The following is a 19,952-nucleotide window of genomic DNA, read 5'->3' as shown; positions in this document are numbered from 1 at the left end:
GCCGGACACGCTAGTCCATCCCCACTCACCTTCGGCGCTCGTTCCGTGACCGTGCGCTGCGGGACCTGGGTAGACTCGGCCCTCGATCTTGCCGCTCGTGGCGCTGTGAGGGGTGGGCCGGTGCGGGAGGAACCTGATCACGGCGACCGGGACGGGCAGGCGCCCCCGGTCGTCAACCAGGTCGGCGACGCCTCGGGTTCGGTGGTGCAGGTCGGGATCAACCACGGAGGGTTCCACGTGCACCTGCCCGAGGCCCGGCGTCCGGCGTTGCGGCAGTTGGCCCCGCCGCCGGTGGTCTTCACCAACCAGAAGCCGGTGTTGCGTCGCCTGAACGACGTGGTGCGGGCGCACGAGGGCCAGCCGGGGCCGGCGGTGGCGGTCGTCAGGGGTGTCGCCGGGGTCGGCAAGACCGCCGTCGCGTTGCACTGGCTGCACGAGCGGCGGGCGGAGTTCGACGGCGACCTGCACGGCATCGCGTCCCCCGACGACGTGCTGGCGCACCTGCTCCGGCAGCTCGGCCACGACCCCGGCGCGCTGCCGCCGACATTGGACCAGCGCGCCGCGCTCTTCCGCTCGCTCACCAGGGACCGCAGGCTGGCCGTGCTACTGGACAACGCGTCGTTGCCGGCGCAGGTGCGGCCGTTGCTCCCGGGAGGAGACGGCTCGGTCGTGGTGGTGACCGCGCGGTCGGCGATGGAGGGGCTCGCGGCCAACGGGGCCGCGTTGATCGACCTGGAGCCGCTGGAGGACTCGGCCGCGCACGAGCTGCTGGCGCGGCTGGTCGGCGCGGCTCGCGTGGAGGCCGAACCCGAGGCGGCGCGCGAGCTGGTGTCGGTGTGCGCGGGACTGCCGATCGCGGTCTGCGTGGTCGGCGCGCTGCTCGCCGAGCGCGGCCACTGGCCGTTGTCCCGGATGGCCCGGCGCCTGGCCGACGAGTCACGCCGGCTGGAGCGGCTGGCGGTGCCGGGGGACCTGTCGGTGCAGGCGGTGTTCGAGACGTCCTACCGGCAGCTCGCGGAGCGCCCGGCGCGGGTCTACCGCGCCTTCGGGCTGCACCCCGGTGACGGTGAGATCGGGCTCGGAGCCCTGTCGGCGCTCCTCGGCGTCGAGCCGGACGAGGATCTCGGGGAGGCGCTGGAGGGGCTGCGTGCGGCTCGGCTGGTCGAGGAACCGGTGCCGGAACGCTTCGGCATGCACGCGCTCGTCCGGCTGCACGCGAGGCGGATCGCCACCGGCGGCCGGTCGGTGGGCACCGGGTGTGATGACGCGGGGTCCGACGAGGTGGGCTCGGAAAGCGCCGAGGACGCGGCGTTGGACCGGCTTCTGGCCTACTACCTGGAGAACGCGGTCCTGGCCGACCGCGTGATGATGCCGAACCGCCCCCGTCTGAACCCGCTCTACGGTCGTCTGCCGTGGTCGGACCTTGACCAGGCCGGGGCGTGGGCCTGGCTGGAGACCGAGCGCGCGAATCTGCGCGCGGCGGTCCTGGCCGCCCACCGGACGGGACGGCACCAGACCGCGTGGCAGCTCTGCGAGGCGCTGTGGAGCCTGGTGTTCCACGGGAAGTTCTTCGAGGACTGGATCGTCACGCACGAGGCGGGAGTGGACTCGGCCCGGTGGTGCGGCGACCGCGGGGCCGAGGGACGGCTGACCTATCAGCTCGGCTTCGCCTACCACCTCAGCGAGCGCTACGCCCGCGCCGAGGAGCTGTTCGCGCGGGCGCTCGACCTGTGCCGGGACGCGGGCGACCGGGAGGGGCACGCGACCTCCGTGGAGTCCCTGGGCCTGGTCCTGCTGGCCAGGGAGGACGCGGGCGCGGTCGACGTGCTGACCGAGAACCTCCGGCTGGCGCGGGAGATCGGCGACCCCCGGCGGCTCGCGCTCGCCCACCACCACCTCGGCAGGGCACTGTCCATAGTGGACGCTCATGACGAGGCGATGGCGCACCTCGCCGACGCGGAACGCGGTCTCGCCACGCTGCCCGACCCGGCGCACGAGGGCAAGGTCCTGCCCGACACCTACAACCTCGGCCGGGTGGCGACCAGCACCGCGCGGGCGTTGCTCCGCGCCGGGCGGACGCGGGAGGCCGGGGAGGCCGGCCGTCGCGCCCTGGCGGTCATGACCGAGCAGGGCCGCCCGTTCCACCAGGCGGAAGCCCTGGACGTCCTCGCCGGGGTCGCGCTCGCCGAGGGCGACCGGGAGACCGCGCGGGAGCACCTCCGCGACGCGCTGACGATCCACGAGGCGTGGCACTTCCCCCAGGCGGACTCCGTCAGGAGGAGACTGTCCGAATTGGACAGTTCTGCGCCGTGACGTCGACCTCGCGGTGATGCTGGTCTTGCCGTGACGCGGCGGCTTCGCCGTGCGCGCTGGCCTCGCCGTGACGCGCTGGCTTCGCCGTGACGCGCTGGCTTCGTCGTGACGCCAGCCGTCCTCGTCGGGTGCTCAGTGCCGCTCGGACAGGACGCCCACCTCGACCGCGCTCACCGTCGTCACCTGGTTTCCCGCCCTGATCGAGAACCGCTCGGGCAGTGTGGCGATCGGACGCCCGGCCTTGCGCCATTCGTCGAGCACCGCCGCGCAGAGCGCGGGATCGCCCTGTCCGCCCTGTCCGCCTTGTCCGCCTTGGACACTGAAACGCACCAGATCCCCGTCGACGGTCCCGGCGACGCAACCCTCGGGCGTCACGACGGCGGCCACGACGCAGCCCGGGTGCGCCACCAGGGCGCGGGTGATCCACTCCTGCGCGTCGACCCCGCCGTCCCGGTGGACCAGCACCTCGGCGAGATCCAGCCAGCGCCGGAACGGCTCGTCGGTCTCCACGTGGAGCGACGTGCCCTCGGGGACGGGGACGCCGTGCCGGATCGGCTCCGAGGGAAACCGGACCACGTGCGCGGTGAGCCCGTCAGTCGACGAGTCGGACGCCGAGAGGTCCAGGTCCGTCCGCACCAGCACGGCCTTCGGCTCGGCCGGGGAGACCACGGGCACGGGAACGGCGGGGCTCTCCGCCGGTGAGGAGGGTTCGGGGAGGTCGAGCGTCCGGTAGATCGCGGCGCGCAGGACTGCGGCGGAACCACCGGGCACGGAGGTCGTCAGCGAGGTGACCGGTGCGAGGCGCTCCGGCTGGTGCTCGGCCAGCAGCCGCTCGATCTGGGGGAGGAGCGGCCGGGTCGGCTCCAGCGCCGGCGCGGCGGCCCCCAGCATCCCGACCGGGGAGGCCGGGTCCACCGCGCCGTCCGGGAAGGCCGCGAGCGCGACCGGCACGCCGAGCGCGGCGCCGTAGAAGGTGACCGAGCCGTGGTCGCCCACGACGAGGTCGGCCGCGACCAGCGCGGCGCGCCAGCCCTCGTCCGGCGGCACGACCACGACCCCCGCGCGTTCGCAGTCGGCGAGCCAGGACCGCACCTGCCACGGCGAGTGGCCGTGCCAGATGTTGGGATGCAGCGCGACGACGATGCGGTGGTCGTCGAGGGGTAGCTCCGCGGCGAGCCGCCGCACGAGGTCGGGGTGCCGGCCGAACAACCCGTCGCGGCCCCACGTCGAGGAGACCACCACCAGCCGGCGGCCCTCCGCGCCGAACGCGCGGCGGTAGGAGTCCCGCAGGGGGCGGCTGGCGAGGACGCGGTCGAAGCACGGGTCGCCCGCGACCAACGCGGCGGGCACGGCCTCGGGGCAGCTCAGCGCGAGACGGTCCCGTTGCTCCTCGTGGGAGAGCACGACCACGGAGGGGACCAGCTCACCGTCCCAGAGCAGCCACTGGGGGCCGAGGCCGAACGCCGAGCGGTTTCCGGTTTCCGGTTTCCGGTTTCCGGTTTCCGGTTTCCGGTTTCCGGTTTCCGGTTTCCGGTTTCCTGGCAAAGAATTTATTGTAGCCCATTCCGTGGGGCAGGACCATGAGCGGCGCCCTGATCTCGTGCAGGGCGCCGCCGTAACTGGCGCTGACCGCGAGGTCGAAGTCCAACTGGACCGCCTGCTCCCACGGCAGGACGGCGACGCCCCTCCCGGCCAGGAACTCGTCGAGCCCCGCGCGGAACGGCGAGGAGCCGGTGCAGGTGAAGACCGTCTGGACCCGGTGGTCGCCGTCGAGCAGCGGCAGCACGTCGAACAGCCGGGTGGCCGCCGTGACGTTGTGGACCACGCCCAGGACGGTGCGGTCCGCCGCGATCGTCGACCACTGCGGGGAATGCGGGCCGACCGGAACCCTCACCCACTCGCGATCCGGCACGAACGATCACCTTACTGCCGGCGTCCCCCGCGTCGCGCCGAGCGTGATCAGGAGCCCTGCGGCGGCGCGCCGAAGTGCAGCCCGCCCTGCACGTCCCTGAGCTGGATCACCTGCCCGTGCACCGTGCCGTTGACCTGGTTGACGACACCGCCGGTCTCGGCGCGCGCCTCGGTGTTGGCCCGGCTCCACAGTTCCCTGACCCGCTCCGCGAACGCGGGGTCCTCCGCGGCGACGCGTTCGAGGGTGGCGCCCAGCGCGGTCACCCGCCGCTCGTCGTCGGGCGCGGCCTCGGCCTGCTCCAGCGCGAGCGTGTCCTCGGCCCGGCGGGCCAACCGCTCCTTGACGAACTGGTACAGCGAGCCCAGGGCGCTCGACGCCAGCGCCACCGCGGCCTTGCCGGCCAGCGCTCCCGCCACCGCCATGAACATCGGATCGGACACGACCGCCCCCTTCACGTCCCGTGTGGTTGCGAACGTAGCAGGATCGCCCGACCACGGAGCGTGGCTGGGCGAAGAACGTGGTCAGCGGCGGTCCCTCGGCGGACGGTGCTGCGCCGGACCCGGGAGGAGACCCGGGGGAGGACCGGGGCGGTTTCGCTCGGACGGCGCAGAGGCGTGCCCCGAATGCCGGGCGCGGACGGGGAAGGACCGTGATCACATGGCGGGGGACCGGCCTGTCCGCCTGCCGCTGGGGGTCGTGATGAGCCTGACCGCCGTTCTCGTCACCGGGTTGGCCGCCGGCGGTGTCTCGTGCGCCGCCGTGCAGGGCGGCCTGCTGGCCGGGGTCGTCGCCCGGCAGCGCCCCGAACCCGTGTCCTGCCACGCCGAACCCTCCGGCTGCTGCGGGGAGTCCGGCGGAGTGGCGTCCTCGCCGGAGGACGAACGATCACCGGCACGACGCCTCGGAGACGACCTCGCGCCCGTGGCCGGTTTCCTCGCCGGCAAGCTCGTCTCGCACACCGCGTTGGGCGCGTTGCTCGGTGCCTTGGGCGGCGTCGTCCAGCTCTCCTCCGACGTGCGGCTGGTCCTCCAGTTCGTCGCCGGCGTCGTGGTCGTCGCTCTCGGGCTGGCCCAACTCGGCGTGCCCGGGTTCCGCCGGATCGTCGTGCGCACGCCCAGGTCGTGGAGCGGGGCGGTCAGCGCCAGCGCCCGGTCCCGCGCCGCGCTGGCCCCGGCGGCGCTGGGATGCGCCACGGTGCTCGTGCCCTGTGGTGTCACGGTGTCCGTGGAGGCGTTGGCGTTGACGACCGGCTCGGCGCTCGGGGGCGCGGCCACCATGGCGGTGTTCGTGGCGGGCACCGCCCCGCTGTTCGCGGTGCTCGGCTACGCGGCGCGGCGCGCGGCGACCGCCTGGCGGGGCAGGCTCGCCACGGTGACCGGGGCGGTCGTCGTGGTCATGGGGCTGGTCACCGTCAACGGAGGGCTGGAACTGGCGGGCTCGCCCCTCGCCGCCAGCGCCGTCGTCAGGGCGATGGGCTTCGACGACCCTCCCGCCCGCGCCGTCCGCGACGCCAACGGCGGCCAGGTCGTGACGATCACCGCGCGGGCCAGCTCCTACAGCCCGCCCAGGATCGAGGCCAGCGCGGGCGTGCCGACCACGGTGGTCATCCGGTCCGAGGGCGTCCAGGGGTGCGCCCGCGCGTTCGTCGTGCCGGCGCGCGGCGTCGACCAGCTCCTGCCGGTGCACGGGGAGACCCGGATCGAGTTGGGCGTCCTCCAGCCGGGAGAGCTGACGTTCGCCTGCTCCATGGGGATGTACCGGGGCACGATCACCGTGCTCTGACCGCGGGAGCCGAGGACGGACCTGCCGTGGACGGCGCTCCGTGCCCGATGATGAGGCCATGACCGACGAGCAGCGGGGCGCCGTCCTCGACCCCGGGGCCGCCGCGGCCTACGCGGCCCGGTTCGCCTGCCTGGCCGACCCGACGCGGGTGCGCCTGGTGCACGCCGTGGCCACCGCCTCCCGCCCTCCGTCGGTCGGGGTGCTCGCCGAGCTGGTGGGGATCAGCCAGCCCACCTGCTCGCACCACGTGCGGAAGCTGGCCGAGGCAGGGATCCTGCGGTTGCGCCGGGAGGGCGCGGCGACGTTGGTCGAGGTCGACGACGCCTGCTGCGTCGGGCTCCCGCACGCCGCCGACGTCGTCATGGGCACGTTGGCCGCGCGCCCGTGTTCCCACGCGGACCTCCCGGGAGACGTCATGGTGCGGGCGATGACCGAGGACGACTGGCCGGCCGTGCGGCGCGTCTACGGCGAGGGCATCGCGACCAGGGCGGCGACCTTCGAGACCCGGGTGCCCACCAGGGAGGCGCTGGACCGGAGGTGGTTGCCCGACCACCGGTGGGTCGCGGTCGTCGACGGCGTCGTGGCCGGGTGGGCCGCCGCCTCCCCGGTGTCGTCGCGCGCCTGCTACTCCGGCGTCGCCGAGACCTCGGTCTACGTCGGCGCGGGCTTCCGGGGGCGCGGCGTGGGGAGGGCGTTGCTGTGCCGGCAGGTCGCCGCCGCCGACGCGAGTACATTGTGGACACTCCAGACCTCGATCTTCCCGGAGAACAGGGCCAGCATCGCCCTGCACCGGTCCGCCGGGTTCCGCACGGTTGGCGTCCGGGAGCGCATCGCCCAGCTCGACGGCCAGTGGCGCGACACCGTCCTCATGGAGCGCCGCCGGGACTCCGTGGGCGAGGCGTGCATGGCCGCGCCGCACTGAGAGAACCAGACGTCTCAGCGGTTCGCGGCCCCGTGGTAGAAGAAGTCGCCGAGCCCGACCGTGAAGACCAGCACGCCGTACAACGCGTGTTCGACCGAGGCCGCGAGCAGTGAACGGCTGCGCTGGTACCTGGTGGCGAACAGCCACCCTCCCACGACAGTGAGCAGCACGGACAGCCAGTTCCCGAAGATGATGTGGGCGAAGCCGAAGGCGGCGGCGCTCGCCGCGACCATGACGCGCCCCGTGCCGAACAGCGGTGCGTACCGCTGGAACAGGAAACCCCGGAAGATCAGTTCCTGGGGGTAGACGCTGAGCAGGGGATAGAGAACGACGATCGCGATCCAGAGCAGTGGTTGTTGTCGGGGGAGCTGGAGCAGGCGGTCGGGACTGGCCCACGCCAGCGCCCCGGCCATCGCGACGGCCGCCACGACCCACAGGCCGAGCATCGGGCGGAGTTCGGGCAGGACGGCCTCGCCGCGGGTGAGCGACCTCCGGTCGAACGCGGCCTGCCGCCGGAGGTAGACCACCGCCATCACGGCGAGTCCCACCAGCACGGGGATCGGGCTGCCGGGGCGGTCGAGCATCGCGTAGATCGTGACGGCTCCGAAGAACAACGCCACGTACTCCACCGCCAGCAGGAAGCGGCGCCGCCCGTCCACGGCGTGGGTTCCGGCCGGACTGGTCTCCCCCATGGCGGCGACTCTAGTGAGCCCGCGCCCCCGGTCGGCGGGGCCGGGGATCCCCCGGCGGCCGTTCGGTCGCTCGATGATCGCCCGGATGTCCCATTGTCGATCCCGTGGCGGCGGGTCTAGCGTCGACCGCACGTGACTGATGACCGGATGGCGAATTCTGGTCACGCGGGGGGAGAACGGGTTGGGCACGCGATGACCGACACGCTGAAGGCGGGCGGGACCGACCGCGCGACGCGGGCGCAGATGATCATGGACGCCGCCGCTGACCTGCTGCTTCAGCATGGCTACCGCCGGGTGACGATCGACGGGGTCGCCCGGGCGGCCGGGGTGGGGAAGGGCACCGTCTACCTGCACTGGCACAGCCGCGAGGAGCTGCTCCTCGGCGTCCTACTCCGTGAGAGCGCGGAGCTGACCGACGAGCTGGTCGAGTGCCTGCGGACGGACCCCAGGGACGTGTTGCCGCACCGGATGTCGCCGCTGGCCTACCTCGCCACCTACCGCCGCCCGCTCACCAGGGCGATGTTCACGCAGGACGCCGGGATGATCGGCCGGCTGCTGGAGACCGAGGCCGGGCGGCAGCTCCAGGCCAGCAAGGCCCGGCTCACCGAGATCTACTACCGGACGTTGGTCGACCACGGCATGGTGCGCGAGGAGCTGGACCTGGGGCAGGTCGTCTTCGGGTCGATCTCGACCGCCTTCGGCTTCTTCACGGTCAGCGGCCTGGTCCCCATGACACCGGAGATGACGGTCGAGAACCGCGCCGCGATCCTCGCGCACGTCATGCGGCACGCCTTCGAGACACCCGACGCCGAGAACCGGCCCGACCTCCCGGTCGTCGCCGGGAAGGTGGCCGACGAGTACGAGCGGTTCCGCGACATGTGCTGGGCCGAGGCTCACGGCCGGGGGCGGGAAACCCCGGCGTGACAGAGGGATTCACTGGGGAGTGACGATGTCGGAGACCAAGCTGAGCGCCATCGGCGTCGAGGACGGCGGACGCGCGCTCATGGCGGCCATGGCCGAACTGCGGGCCGCCGCGCCCCTGCGGCACAACGAGGAGGGCATCTGGGAGTTCTTCCGCTACCAGGAGACGTTACGGGCCGTGTCCGACCACGAGACGTTCTCCTCGGACACCAGCGAGGTCATCCCCTCCGACCCCGCCCTCGACCGGTTCAACGAGAACAACTTCGTCCGGATGGACCCACCGCAGCACCGCAGGCTGCGGCGACTGGTCAGCCAGGCGTTCACCCCGCGCGTGATCGCCCAGCTCGCCCCGCGCATCGAGGCGGTCACGGCCGAACTGCTGGACGCCGTGGCCGGTCAGCGGCGGATCGACCTGGTGCGGGACCTGGCCTACCCGCTGCCGGTGATCGTCATCGCCGAGATGCTCGGCGTCCCGGTCGGCGACCGCGAGAAGTACCGGGCGTGGGCCAACGGCCTGTTCGAGGGCACCCGCGGCGACTCCCTCCTGCCGTCGAAGGAGCGGATGGCCCTCAGCCGCGACTCCATCCTGGAGATGACCGAGTACCTGCACCGGCACATCGAGGTCCGGCGCGGCGACCCGAGGGACGACCTCACCACGAAGCTGATCGAGGCGGAGGTCGACGGGGAGCGGCTGGACGACGACGCCATCACCACCTTCATGGTGATCCTCCTCCTCGCCGGGCACATCAGCACCACCGCCCTGCTGGGCAACATGGTGCTGTGCCTGGACGAGAACCCCGACGTGGCGGCCGAGGTCAGGGCGGACCGGGGCCTGGTGCCGGCGACGGTCGAGGAGACGCTGCGGCTGCGCGCGCCCTTCCCCCGGCTGGCACGGGTGACCACCCGGGAGGTGGAGGTGGGCGGCGAGGTGTTGCCGAAGGGGTCCATCGCCATGCTCTGGGTCGCCTCGGCGAACCGGGACGAGCGGCAGTTCCCCGACCCCGACCGGTTCGACCCGCGTCGTGACCCCAACCCGCACCTGTCCCTGGGGCACGGCATCCACTTCTGCCTCGGGGCCCCGCTGGCCAGGATGGAGTCGCGGATCGCCCTGAACGCCGTGCTGGACCGCTACTCGAAGATCACGGTGGACTGGGACGGGGTGCGGTACACCGACGCGAGCACGCTGCTCAGCGCGTCGGAGCTGCCGCTGGACGTGGTCCCGGCCTGACGGGTCGTCCCCCGGACGCGGCGTCGACCGCACGACGGGCGGGCCTGATGGGGGTCGGGAAGGACGTCCCGGTCGTCTCCGGGGCCCCTTCCCGACGGCCCGCCCGGTCGACGCCGAACCCGACGACGCACCCGGTCGCCGTCGCGAGTGCTCGCTTCGGCCACACGGGTGCGTCGTCGGCAGGGGGTGGGGAAGTCCGGGCGTTTCAGGGTGTGACAGGCGCGGAGGGCGCAGCGGGGCTGGGAACGCTCAGCACGTCCCGGCGGGCGTCAGAAGACGCGGACCGCCTCGGGAAGCCGCTCGACGTTCAGGACGCCGCGGGCGAACTTGCGGTCGACCTCGGCGATCTCCTGCGCGTTGGGGTTGGGGTTGCGGCAGGAGGTGCCGGCGCTGCTGCCGGACATCAGCGACGAGCACGGGCCGGGCTTGCGGTCCGGCAGGCCGAGGATGTGGCCCAGCTCGTGGGTGGCGATCCGCAGCGGGTAGTAGCCCTGCTGGACGGCCTGCCGGCCCATCCAGACCCGGCCGGAGCCCAGGCTCGTCGGCTGCGCGCGGGGCCAGCCGTCGTCGGCGAGGATCACGATGTTCGCCGGCGAGCCCTTCTGCAACCGCACGTTCTTCACGCTGTTGTTCCAGATGGCCGCCGCGTCGTCGATCACCTTGGCGAACTCGGCCGCGCGGCTGCTGTCGTAGTAGAGGGTGCGGACCGCGCTGGCCTCGGCCTCGGGCCCGGTGGCGGCACCCGCGGTGCCGTAGCCGGCACCGAGAAGGCCGAGGGTGAGGACCAGTAACGCGACCAGTGCGCGGGTCGTCCTGCGAAGGAACACGGTACGTCTCCTCGCGCCAGGGGAAGGGGGAGTGCCCCGGAGCGTAGGACTGGCGTGAAATGGCCAGCAATGGCTTGCGGCATAACGAAGTGCCATAACGGGCGCGCCGCGGTGGGGCCACGGGGAAGCCCGGACAGTACTCGACGGGCATGGACCCGGGACGGGGAACGCGGCTTCCGGGGCCGGCCGGGGGACACCGGCCCCGGAAGCCGGGGATCACGACGCCGGGACGTTGTCGACGAACCGGGTCGTGTAGGTCCGGGACAGGTCGATGCGGTCCTTCTTCGGCTTCACGTTGGTCGAGAACTGGCTCAGGACGTTCAGCACGTTCTGCGCGCCCTCGGGCTTCATCCGGCCGGTGCCGTTGAACATCCCGACGCTGTCGCGGATCGACTGCACGTAGAGGTCCCGGCCGGCGTTGGCGAAGGAGGGCGGCATCCGGTCCGCGATCTCCTCGGGGGTGTGCTGCTTGAGCCAGCGCAGGGTCTCCACGAAGGCGTTGGCCAACTTCTGCACCACTTCGGGGTACCGCTCGACGATCTCGCACTTCATGTAGACCGAGCTGGCCGGGTAGAGGCCGCCGAGGGCTTGGCGCGTGCCCTCCTCGGTCCGCATGTCCGCGATGATCTTCGCCTTGCCGCTGTTGACGAGCTGCGCCACCGTGGGGTCGGTGGTCATGCCCGCGTCGATGCCGCCGTTGGTCATCCCGGCGATGAAGGTCTGGCCCGCGCCGACCTTCACCGTTGTGTAGTCCGAAGTGGACAGACCAGCCGAGCCGGCCAGGTAGCGGGTGAGGAAGTCGGTGGACGAGCCCAGCGAGGTCACGCCCAGCTTCCTGCCCCGGAAGTCGGCGGGGCTGCGGATCTCGTCCGCCTTGTTCGCCGCCACCAGCTCCACCTCGCCCGGCACGTCGGCGAGCTGGACCACGCTGGTGATGCACTGGTCCTTGGCCTGGAGGTCGATCGTGTGGTCGTAGAAGCCCACCACGGCGTGCACGTCCCCGCTGAGCAGCGTGGTCTCCGCGTTCGCCCCCGACTGCTCGCTGAGCAGCTTCACCCGCAGGCCCTGCCGCTCGAAACCGCCGAGCCGCTCGGTGAGCATCGCCGGCAGGTAGATCACCTTGTCCACGCCGCCGACCATGATGGTGATCTCCGGCTGCCCGTCCTCGCCCAGCGGCAGCGTGCGCGACTCCCGACAGCCCGCGCTGGCCAGCACGGCGACGACGACCGAGGCCGCGGCCAGCGCGCGGCTCCACCGTCCGCGTCGCACGGTCACACCACCTCCGCCGAGGACCGGCTCGCCGACGGCCGCCACCGCAGCAACCGGTTCTCCAGCATCGTCAGCAGCCACTCCGCGACCAGCGCGACCACGGTGATGATGATCATGCCGGCGTAGATGCCCGCCGAGTCGAACGTGCCCTGCGCGTTGCTGATCAGCAGGCCGAGGCCCTTGCTCGCGCCCGCGTACTCGCCGACGACCGCGCCGATCAACGCGAAGCCGAACGCGGTGTGCAGCGAGGACAGGATCCACGACGTGGCGCTGGGCAACACGATCGTGCCGAGCACCTGGAGCCGGCTCGCGCCGAGGATCCTGGCGTTGTCGAGCAGGTTGCGGTCCACCTCGCGGGCGCCGGTGAAGGCGTTGAAGAACACCGCGAAGAACACCAGCACGACGACGGTGGCGACCTTCGAGGCCAGCCCGAAGCCGAACCAGATGATGAACAGCGAGGCCAGCACGATCCGGGGCACGGCGTTGGCCGCCTTGATGAACGGCGCGAGCACGTCGGCCAGGTACCGGCTGCGGCCCAGCAGGACGCCGAGCACGACGCCGGCGGCCGCGCCGATCACGAAGCCGAGGACCGCCTCCTCCAGCGTGATCAGGATCTGCTCCCACACCGAGCCGAACTGGGTGCCGATGTCGAACCACTCGACCAGCCGGTGCCAGATCGCACTGGGCTTGGAGTAGAAGAACGGGTCGATCCACCAGGTCGCCGCGGCCTCCCAGCTCCCGAGCCAGACCACGACCAGCAGCAGCCGCAGCGCCCACATCCCGGCGCGGCGACGTCGACGCGCCGCGCTGGCCTGGCGCTGGACGGCGGCCGTGTCCGGGAGCGGAGCGCGCGCCGGCGCGGCGGTCGTCGTCGCGGCCGGGGCGTCGGTCACGGCCTCCTGGACGTCCAGTCCCTCACGCGACACGCTTGCCACCCCTCTCCCTGGTCTTCTCGACCTCTTCCCGCAGCGACTCCCAGATCTCCCGGTAGACGTCCAGGAACTCGGTCGACAGCCGGATCCGCTCCACGTCGCGCGGCCGGGCCAACGGCACGGTGAACGACGCCTTGACCGTCGCCGGGCTCGCGGTCATCACCAGCACGCGGTCGGCGAGGCAGATCGCCTCCTCCAGGTCGTGCGTCACGAAGACGACCGCCGCGCCCGTGCCCGACCACAGGCGCAGCAGCTCGTCCTGCATCAACGCCCTGGTCTGCACGTCCAGCGCGCTGAACGGCTCGTCCATCAGCAGGATCGACGGCTCGTTCACCAGCGTCTGGGCCATGGCCACCCGCTTGCGCATGCCGCCCGAGAGCTGGTGCGGGTAGTAGTCCTCGAACCCGGCCAGGCCGACGCGGCGCACCCAGTCGCGCGCCCGCTCCCTGGCCTCGCGCTTGCTCGCGCCCCGGTACCTCGGCCCGGTGGCCACGTTGTCCAGCACGGTGCGCCACGGCAGGATCGCGTCGGCCTGGAACATGTAGCCGACGCCGTCGGGGATGCCGGTGACCGGCCGGCCGTTCACCACCGCCTCGCCCTCCGAGGGCGGCTCCAGCCCGGAGACGAGGGACAGGGTGGTCGACTTGCCGCAGCCGGTGGGGCCGACCACGGCGACGAACTCCCCGCGCCCCACGGTCATCGTCAGGTCGTGCACGGCGGTGTGCACACCGCCGGAACTGCTCCGGAAGCGTTTCGTGGCGCCCCGCAACCGGATCACGGGATCTTCGGTCATGCGTCTGCTCCTGGCTCGGTCCGCCGTGCAGGGCGGCGGATCTGTCGGCCGCGTCACGCGGATCACTCGCTGGCGGTGGACCGTAGGTGACCCCGCTCACGCCGCGAACCCTTCTCGGCGTTGTTCGTCCATTCCGCGTTGTGCGTCTTTCGCGCGTTCTGCTCACGGGGGTCGGAGAGGTAGCGTCCGCCCATGTCGCCACCCCGGATGCCGTTCGCGCGCCAGGTCCTGTTGTCGCAGGTCTGCCTGGTGACGCTCGTGGTCGGCGTCGGCTTCGCCCTGGTCGGCTGGCTGTTGGAGCGCCACCTGGTCCACCAGTACGAGCAGCGCGCGCTGGCCGTCGCGTGGTCGGTCGCCTCGGACCCGGACGTCGCCGAGGCCGTCGCCGGGGACGATCCGGGGCGCCTCGTGCAGGCCAGGGCCGAACGGGTCCGCGCGGCGACCGGCGCGTTGTTCGTCGTGGTGACCGACGATCGGGGCATCCGCTTCGCGCACCCCAACCCCGAGCAGCTCGGCAGGCGGGTCAGCACCGACCCGGCGGGAGCGCTGGCGGGGAACGAGGTGGTGCTGGTCGAGCACGGCACGCTCGGCCTGTCCGCCAGGGGGAAGGTGCCGCTGCGCGACCGGGGCGGCAGGATCGTGGGCGAGGTCAGCGTGGGCTTCCACGCGGACGAGATCGCCGACGCGCGGCACCGGCTGTGGGCGTTCGCCGGGGCGTTCGCCGGCGGCGCGCTGGTGCTGGGCCTGGCCGGCTCGACGCTGCTCACCCGGCTGCTCAAGCGGCGGACCCTCGGCCTGGAACCGCACGAGCTGGCCGGGCTGCTCCAGGAGCGGGAGGCCGTCCTCACGGGCATCGGCGAGGGCGTGCTCGCCGTGGACGCGCGGGGGCGGGTCACGGTCGGCAACCGCGAGGCCGAGCGCCTGCTGGGCGTGCGCCTGAGCCCGGGCACGTCCGTGGACGACCTGCCGCTGCCGCCGCGCCTGCGCGCCGCGCTGGCCGGGGACCGGGTGGACAACCTGATCACCGTGGCCGGGAACCGGGTGCTGGTGGCGCGGCACCGGCCGGTCCGCAGGGACGGGCGCGACCTCGGCGGCGTGCTCACCCTGCGCGACCGCACCGACCTGGAGAACCTGACCAGGGAGTTGGACTCGGTGCGCGGCCTCACCGACGCGCTGCGCGCCCAGCGGCACGAGTTCGCCAACCGGCTGCACACGTTGTCCGGGTTGTTGCAGACCAACCACCACCGGGAGGCGGTGGAGTACCTTCAGGCTCTGTCCGCCGGACCCGTCGCCGCGCTGGGACCGGGCGGGGAGGCCGTGGCCGACCCCTACCTCCAGTCCTTCCTCGCGGCGAAGACGGCGGCGGCCGAGGAGAAGGGCGTCTCGCTCCAGGTCGGCCCGACCTCCTGGGTGCCCAGCCGGGTCGTCGCGCCGGTCGAGGTGACCACGGTGGTCGGCAACCTGGTCGACAACGCGCTGGAGGCGGCGCGGCTCGGCGCGCGCCGCCCGGCGTGGGTCGAGGTGGACCTCCTCGCCGAGGGGACGACGCTCCACGTGTCCGTTGTGGACAGTGGCGATGGCGTGCCGGAGCGGCTGCGCGAGTCGGTCTTCGCGGAGGGGGTGTCCACGAGGGACGGATCAGGCCGGGGACTGGGCCTGGCGCTGACCCGGCAGACCGCGCGCGGCCTCGGCGGGGAGGTCCGGCTGGCCGAGCCCGGCGGCGCGGGGGACGGAGCCGGGGCCGACGGGGGGACGGGGCACGGCGCGGTGTTCGTGGCCCGCCTGCCCGAGGTGCTGGACGGGGTCACGCTTCCGGGTGCGGAGGCCGGCGTCGTCGCCGAGGACCTGGTCGGCGGCGGCGCGGCGGGGAGCGACGGGGACGGGGCGGACGTCGGGGAACGAACACGGGAGGAGGCGACCTCGTGATCCGGGTGTTGGTGGTGGAGGACGACTTCCGGGTGGGACAGGTCCACGCGGCGTTCACCGAGCAGGTGCCCGGCTTCACGGTGGTGGGCACGGCGCGGACGGCCGTCGAGGCCAGGGAGCTGGTGGGCGCCCTCGGGCCGGACCTGGTGCTGCTGGACCACTACCTGCCGGACGAGTCGGGGTTGTCCCTGCTCAGGGAGCTGACCGTTGACACGATCATGCTCACGGCCGCCTCCGACGCGGGCTCGGTGCGCGCGGCGTTCGCCGCGGGCGCGTTGAACTACCTGGTCAAGCCGTTCACCGCCGAGCAGTTGGCCGACCGGTTGACCGCCTACGCCCGGTACCACGCCCAGTGGGGCCGCCCCGGCCGCGCGGTCAACCAGGAGGAGATCGACCGCGCGATGCGGGTGCTGCATGAGGGCGACCGGGTCCCCACCCCGAAGGGGCAGTCCCCGGTGACCGCCCGGCTGGTCGCGGACGCCCTGCGGTCGGCCGGCGAGGCCCGCTCGGCTGCCGAGATCGCGGCCGAGCTGGGCATCGCCCGTGCCACCGCGCAGCGGTACCTCGCGGCGTTGGCACAGAGCGGAAGCGCGACGATGAGCCTCCGCTACGGGGCCACCGGCCGCCCCGAACACCAGTACCTCTGGTCCCAGGCGTCCCGTTGACCCCTGCCTTGTCCAATGTGGACGGCTTGTTCCGGTGTGTCCGTTGGCGTCCGGTTCGTGTCTGGTTCGTGCTCGGTCAGGGAGGTCGTGGAGTGGGAGCCCGCCCACAGTGGACACCTGTTCGACTGTCCGGAGTGGTGGGCGTGGCGGGCGGACACGATGGGTGGCGGGCGGTGCCCCACGGTGTCCGCCGGGCCGGTGGGTTTCCGCCCGGCGCGCCCTGGGAAGGCCTAGGAGAGCGACCGCACCCGACCGGGTGGGGTCGAGGTCGGCCTGTGGGAGGTGTCATGGCCGAGAAGGTTGGCGACTACCTGCTGAAGCGGCTCCGCGAGTGGGGTGTGGAGCACGTCTTCGGCTATCCGGGCGACGGCATCAACGGGCTGGTGTCCGCGTGGGCCCGCGCCAACGACCGGCCCCGGTTCGTCCAGGCGAGGCACGAGGAGCTGGCCGCGTTCGAGGCCGTCGGCTACGCGAAGTTCTCCGGGCACGTGGGCGTGTGCGTCGCGACCTCGGGCCCGGGGGCGATTCACCTGCTCAACGGCCTCTACGACGCGAAGCTGGACCACGTGCCGGTCGTGGCGATCGTGGGCCAGACCGCGCGCAGCGCCATGGGCGGCAACTACCAGCAGGAGGTCGACCTGCTGAGCCTGTTCAAGGACGTGGCCAACGAGTACGTGCAGGTGGTCATGGTCCCCGAGCAGTTGCCGAACGTGCTCGACCGCGCCATCCGCATCGCGCTCACCCGGCGCACGGTCACGGCGCTGATCATCCCGAACGACGTGCAGGAGCTGGACTACCAGGCGCCCTCGCACGAGTTCAAGATGGTGCCCGGCAGTCTGGGGGTGTGCCAGGCCGCGCCCGTGCCCGCCGAGGAGGACCTGCGGCGCGCCGCCGACGTCCTCAACGCCGGCGAACGGGTGGCCATTTTGGTCGGCCAGGGCGCGCGCAACGCCGCCGACGAGGTCGTCGAGGTCGCGGACGTGCTCGGTGCCGGCGTGGCCAAGGCGCTGCTCGGCAAGGACGCGCTCCCTGATGACCTGCCGTACGTCACCGGTGCCATCGGCCTTCTGGGCACACGGCCGTCCTACGAGCTGATGCGGGACTGCGACACGCTCCTCGTCGTCGGGTCGAACTTCCCGTACAGCCAGTTCCTGCCCGAGTACGGGTCGGCCAGGGCCGTGCAGATCGACATCGACCCGACCATGCTCGGCCTCCGTTACCCGTTCGAGGTGAACCTGCACGGGGACAGCGCGCGGACCCTGCGCGCCCTGCTGCCGCTGCTCCGGCGGAAGACCGACCGGTCGTGGCGCGAGCAGGTGGAGAAGCACGTCACCCGGTGGTGGGATGTGATGGAGCGCCGGGCGAAGGTCGCGGCCAAGCCCATCAACCCCGAACAGGTGTTCCACGACCTGTCGCCGCTGCTGCCGGAGAACGCCATCGTCACCGCCGACTCCGGCACCGCCGCCAACTGGTACGCCCGGCACCTGCGCTTCCGAGGGCGGATGCGCGGCTCGCTGTCCGGGACGCTGGCCACGATGGGACCGGGTCTGCCCTACGCGACCGGAGCCAAGTTCGCCCACCCGGACCGCCCCGCCATCGCCCTCGTCGGCGACGGCGCCATGCAGATGAACGGCATCAACGAGCTGATCACGGTCGGCGCCTGCTGGCAGGAGTGGTCCGACCCGCGGCTGATCGTCGGCGTGCTCAACAACGGCGACCTCAACCAGGTCACCTGGGAGCTGCGGGCCATGGGCGGGTCACCACAGTTCGTGCCGTCGCAGCGCCTCCCGGGTTTCCCCTACGCGCGGTTCGCCGAGAGCATCGGGCTGAGCGGCGTGAAGGTGGAGGAGCCGGGCCAGGTGCGCGGCGCGTGGGAGCAGGCGTTGGCCGCCGACCGGCCCTGCCTGGTCGAGTTCGTCACCGACCCGACCGTGCCGCCGATCCCGCCGCACGCCACCTACGACCAGATGGAGAAGGTGGCCGAGGCCCTGGTCAAGGGTGACCCGGAGGCGTGGCGCGTGGTCAGCTCCGGCGTCCGCGCCAAGATCCAGGAGTTCCTCCCCGGCTCCGGCCGCTGACCCCTTCCCCTCCCACACCCCACAACCCGCCCACCGCACGCAACATCGCCCCACACTGTCGGCGGGGGCCCCGTCCGGCCCCCGCCGACGCGTACCCGAGCCGAGATCAGTCCTCAGTTGGTGGCTTTGAGGGTCTTGAGGACCTCGGCTGCTGCGGCCTTGGTCGGGCCGCAGGGGTTTGTTGCCTTGTCGGGTGTGGACAGGTTCGTCTGGACGCTGATGCTGAGTTTGTCGGTTACGGCGAATTCGACGTCGCAGACGCCTTGTGGGCGTTGGTCGAGGGCCCCCGCCACGATCGCCCCCGGGTAGTCTTCGACTTTTAGTGGTTCGAAGACCTTGAAGTTCTTCTGGCGTTGGTAGAGGCCGGCCAGGCCGTCGCGGTCGGTCGCGATCGTGACTGACAGACTCATTTTTGCGTCGACGTAGTCGTACCACGCGCAGGAGGGCGTCGGCACCTTGCGAGGGTCGCCTGGCTTGTTGCCCAGCTTGAACGGCTGGAGTTGGGCTGATGTCAGCAGGGCGCATGGGTCTTGTTGGAAGCGTGCGGTGTCCAGTGGTTTGGGCACGCGGGGCACGCCAGGGGGAAGGGCGGCGTCGGATGATGCGCTCGCGCTGTTGGTAGGGCCGCCGGTTGGCTGCGCGGTACCCTGTACCGACCCTCCGGAGCAGCTTGCCAGCAGCAGTGCTCCCAGAATCGGAACAGCGATCTTCGCAATCTTTGACAAGGTCAGCTCCGGGCATGTGCGACGGCGGGGGCTGTCGCGAGCCCCCCGCTGTCGACGGTTCAGCTCAGTTGGTGGCTTTGAGGGTCTTGAGGACCTCGGCTGCTGCGGCCTTGGTCGGCCCACAGGGATTCGACCCCCTGTCAGGGGTGTCCAACTGAGTCTGGACGCTGATGCTGAGTTTGTCGGTCGCGGCGAACTCGATGTCACAGATCCCGTCTGGACGTTCGTCCCGCGCCGTGAGCACGATCGCTGCCGGGTAGCCTTCGATTGTTAGTGGTTCGAAGACTTTGAAGTTCTTCTGGCGGCGGTAGAGACCGGCGAGGCCGTCTCGGTTGGTGGCGATCTCGACGGACAGGCTTACTTTCGCGTCGAAGTCATTCCACCAGCAGATGGGATTGGGGTTCTGCTTCGGTTCACCCTGAACTTTGATCCCGACCTTCTGGAGTTGCGGCGCCGTGAGTGCGGTGCAGGGGTTCTGCTCGAACTTCGAGGTGTCCAGCGACTTGGGCACTCGTGGAACGTCAGGGGGGAGGGAGTCGGACGACGCGCCGCTGCCGATCGACGAGCCGCCGGTCGGCTGGGCGCTGCCCTGCACCGACCCTCCGGAGCAACTTGCCAACAGCAGTGTCCCGAGGGTGGCGATAGTGATCTTTGTGATCTTCTTCGACATGGTCAGCTCCGGGGAAGGGTGACGGCGGGTGGCGCGTCCGGCCCCCGCCGTCGGTCTCAGCTCAGTTGGTGGCTTTGAGGGTCTTGAGGACCTCGGCTGCTGCGGCCTTGGTCGGGCCGCAGGGGTTTGTTGCCCTGTCGGGTGTGGACAGGTTCGTCGTCACGCTGATGCTGAGTTTGTCGGTGGCGGCGAATTCGACGTTGCAGACGCCTTGTGGGCGTTGGTCGAGGGCCGGTGCCACGATCACCCCGGGGTAGTCTTCGATTGTGAGTGGTTCGAAGACCTTGAAGTTCTTCT

18 protein-coding genes and 1 pseudogene are annotated in these 19,952 nt (G+C 72.0%); 8 read left to right on the top strand and 11 right to left on the bottom strand.

Annotated features, from left to right (window positions below; translation table 11 throughout):
• Window positions 1-120: 120 nt before the first annotated feature.
• A complete protein-coding gene (locus LX15_RS32560; RefSeq protein WP_308213485.1) occupies window positions 121-2,313 on the top strand; it encodes an NB-ARC domain-containing protein in 2,193 nt (730 codons plus the stop codon).
• Window positions 2,314-2,445: 132 nt separating this feature from the next.
• On the opposite strand, the gene LX15_RS18700 is transcribed toward LX15_RS32560, so the two are convergent.
• The 3 genes from LX15_RS18700 to LX15_RS18690 are packed head-to-tail and all read right to left on the bottom strand — an operon-like array spanning window position 2,446 to window position 4,665.
• Window positions 2,446-3,717, bottom strand: coding sequence for a hypothetical protein (locus tag LX15_RS18700; protein WP_253670909.1), 1,272 nt, complete (start codon window positions 3,715-3,717; stop codon window positions 2,446-2,448).
• A gap of 19 nt (window positions 3,718-3,736) precedes the next feature.
• A complete protein-coding gene (locus tag LX15_RS18695; RefSeq protein WP_253670908.1) occupies window positions 3,737-4,225 on the bottom strand; it encodes a hypothetical protein in 489 nt (162 codons plus the stop codon).
• Between the two features lie 47 nt (window positions 4,226-4,272).
• Complete coding sequence (locus LX15_RS18690) at window positions 4,273-4,665, bottom strand: hypothetical protein (protein ID WP_253670907.1); 393 nt, start codon at window positions 4,663-4,665, stop codon at window positions 4,273-4,275.
• A gap of 217 nt (window positions 4,666-4,882) precedes the next feature.
• Here LX15_RS18690 and LX15_RS18685 point away from each other — a divergent pair, with 217 nt between their 5' ends.
• Window positions 4,883-6,007: an urease accessory protein UreH domain-containing protein gene (locus tag LX15_RS18685; protein ID WP_253670906.1), complete on the top strand. Its 1,125-nt coding sequence runs from the start codon at window positions 4,883-4,885 to the stop codon at window positions 6,005-6,007.
• Window positions 6,008-6,065: 58 nt separating this feature from the next.
• Window positions 6,066-6,929: a helix-turn-helix domain-containing GNAT family N-acetyltransferase gene (locus LX15_RS18680; protein ID WP_253670905.1), complete on the top strand. Its 864-nt coding sequence runs from the start codon at window positions 6,066-6,068 to the stop codon at window positions 6,927-6,929.
• A 14-nt stretch (window positions 6,930-6,943) separates the two neighbouring features.
• On the opposite strand, the gene LX15_RS18675 is transcribed toward LX15_RS18680, so the two are convergent.
• Window positions 6,944-7,621: a CPBP family intramembrane glutamic endopeptidase gene (locus LX15_RS18675; RefSeq protein WP_253670904.1), complete on the bottom strand. Its 678-nt coding sequence runs from the start codon at window positions 7,619-7,621 to the stop codon at window positions 6,944-6,946.
• Between the two features lie 192 nt (window positions 7,622-7,813).
• On the opposite strand from LX15_RS18675, the gene LX15_RS18670 reads away from it, so the two are divergent.
• Window positions 7,814-8,545 carry a TetR/AcrR family transcriptional regulator gene (locus LX15_RS18670; RefSeq protein ID WP_253670903.1) on the top strand — a complete coding sequence of 244 codons (732 nt, stop codon included), beginning with the start codon at window positions 7,814-7,816 and terminating at the stop codon, window positions 8,543-8,545.
• Between the two features lie 25 nt (window positions 8,546-8,570).
• On the top strand, window positions 8,571-9,770 hold the full coding sequence (locus tag LX15_RS18665) for a cytochrome P450 (protein ID WP_253670902.1): 1,200 nt from the start codon (window positions 8,571-8,573) through the stop codon (window positions 9,768-9,770).
• A 269-nt stretch (window positions 9,771-10,039) separates the two neighbouring features.
• Here the strand turns inward: LX15_RS18665 and LX15_RS18660 are convergent, their stop codons facing one another.
• The 4 genes from LX15_RS18660 to LX15_RS18645 all read right to left on the bottom strand — a co-directional run bounded on the left by LX15_RS18660 (window position 10,040) and on the right by LX15_RS18645 (window position 13,591).
• A complete protein-coding gene (locus LX15_RS18660; protein ID WP_253670901.1) occupies window positions 10,040-10,597 on the bottom strand; it encodes a snapalysin family zinc-dependent metalloprotease in 558 nt (185 codons plus the stop codon).
• Between the two features lie 216 nt (window positions 10,598-10,813).
• The gene (locus tag LX15_RS18655) at window positions 10,814-11,866 is read right to left on the bottom strand and encodes an ABC transporter substrate-binding protein (protein WP_253670900.1); all 1,053 of its coding nucleotides are present in this window, start codon (window positions 11,864-11,866) and stop codon (window positions 10,814-10,816) included.
• Between the two features lie 2 nt (window positions 11,867-11,868).
• On the bottom strand, window positions 11,869-12,792 hold the full coding sequence (locus LX15_RS18650; RefSeq protein ID WP_253670899.1) for an ABC transporter permease: 924 nt from the start codon (window positions 12,790-12,792) through the stop codon (window positions 11,869-11,871).
• Complete coding sequence (locus LX15_RS18645) at window positions 12,782-13,591, bottom strand: ABC transporter ATP-binding protein (RefSeq protein WP_253670898.1); 810 nt, start codon at window positions 13,589-13,591, stop codon at window positions 12,782-12,784. The genes LX15_RS18650 and LX15_RS18645 overlap by 11 nt, the downstream gene beginning before the upstream one ends.
• Before the next feature lie 192 nt (window positions 13,592-13,783).
• Here LX15_RS18645 and LX15_RS18640 point away from each other — a divergent pair, with 192 nt between their 5' ends.
• The 3 genes from LX15_RS18640 (at window position 13,784) to LX15_RS18630 (ending at window position 18,260) form a co-directional block, all read left to right on the top strand.
• A complete protein-coding gene (locus tag LX15_RS18640) occupies window positions 13,784-15,517 on the top strand; it encodes an ATP-binding protein (protein ID WP_253670897.1) in 1,734 nt (577 codons plus the stop codon).
• Window positions 15,514-16,182, top strand: coding sequence for a response regulator (locus LX15_RS18635; RefSeq protein ID WP_253670896.1), 669 nt, complete (start codon window positions 15,514-15,516; stop codon window positions 16,180-16,182). Before LX15_RS18640 ends, LX15_RS18635 begins: the two co-directional genes overlap by 4 nt.
• A gap of 287 nt (window positions 16,183-16,469) precedes the next feature.
• Window positions 16,470-18,260: a thiamine pyrophosphate-requiring protein gene (locus LX15_RS18630; protein ID WP_253670895.1), complete on the top strand. Its 1,791-nt coding sequence runs from the start codon at window positions 16,470-16,472 to the stop codon at window positions 18,258-18,260.
• A gap of 113 nt (window positions 18,261-18,373) precedes the next feature.
• Here LX15_RS18630 and LX15_RS18625 read toward each other — a convergent pair whose 3' ends face one another.
• The 3 genes and pseudogenes from LX15_RS18625 to LX15_RS18615 form a co-directional block, all read right to left on the bottom strand.
• Window positions 18,374-19,108: a DUF3558 domain-containing protein gene (locus tag LX15_RS18625; RefSeq protein WP_253670894.1), complete on the bottom strand. Its 735-nt coding sequence runs from the start codon at window positions 19,106-19,108 to the stop codon at window positions 18,374-18,376.
• Window positions 19,050-19,655 (bottom strand): DUF3558 domain-containing protein, encoded by a 606-nt coding sequence (locus tag LX15_RS18620; RefSeq protein WP_253670893.1) that lies wholly within the window; start codon window positions 19,653-19,655, stop codon window positions 19,050-19,052. The genes LX15_RS18625 and LX15_RS18620 overlap by 59 nt, the downstream gene beginning before the upstream one ends.
• Window positions 19,656-19,716: 61 nt before the next feature.
• A pseudogene (locus tag LX15_RS18615) lies at window positions 19,717-19,952 on the bottom strand (hypothetical protein); the annotation flags it as partial.

Origin of the sequence: Streptoalloteichus tenebrarius, from assembly GCF_024171885.1 — a bacterium.
In the GTDB taxonomy this organism is placed as follows: Bacteria; Actinomycetota; Actinomycetes; order Mycobacteriales; family Pseudonocardiaceae; genus Streptoalloteichus; species Streptoalloteichus tenebrarius.
The sequence above is the reverse complement of the archived record's forward strand: the minus strand, read 5'-3'. Positions and strand labels throughout refer to the sequence as shown.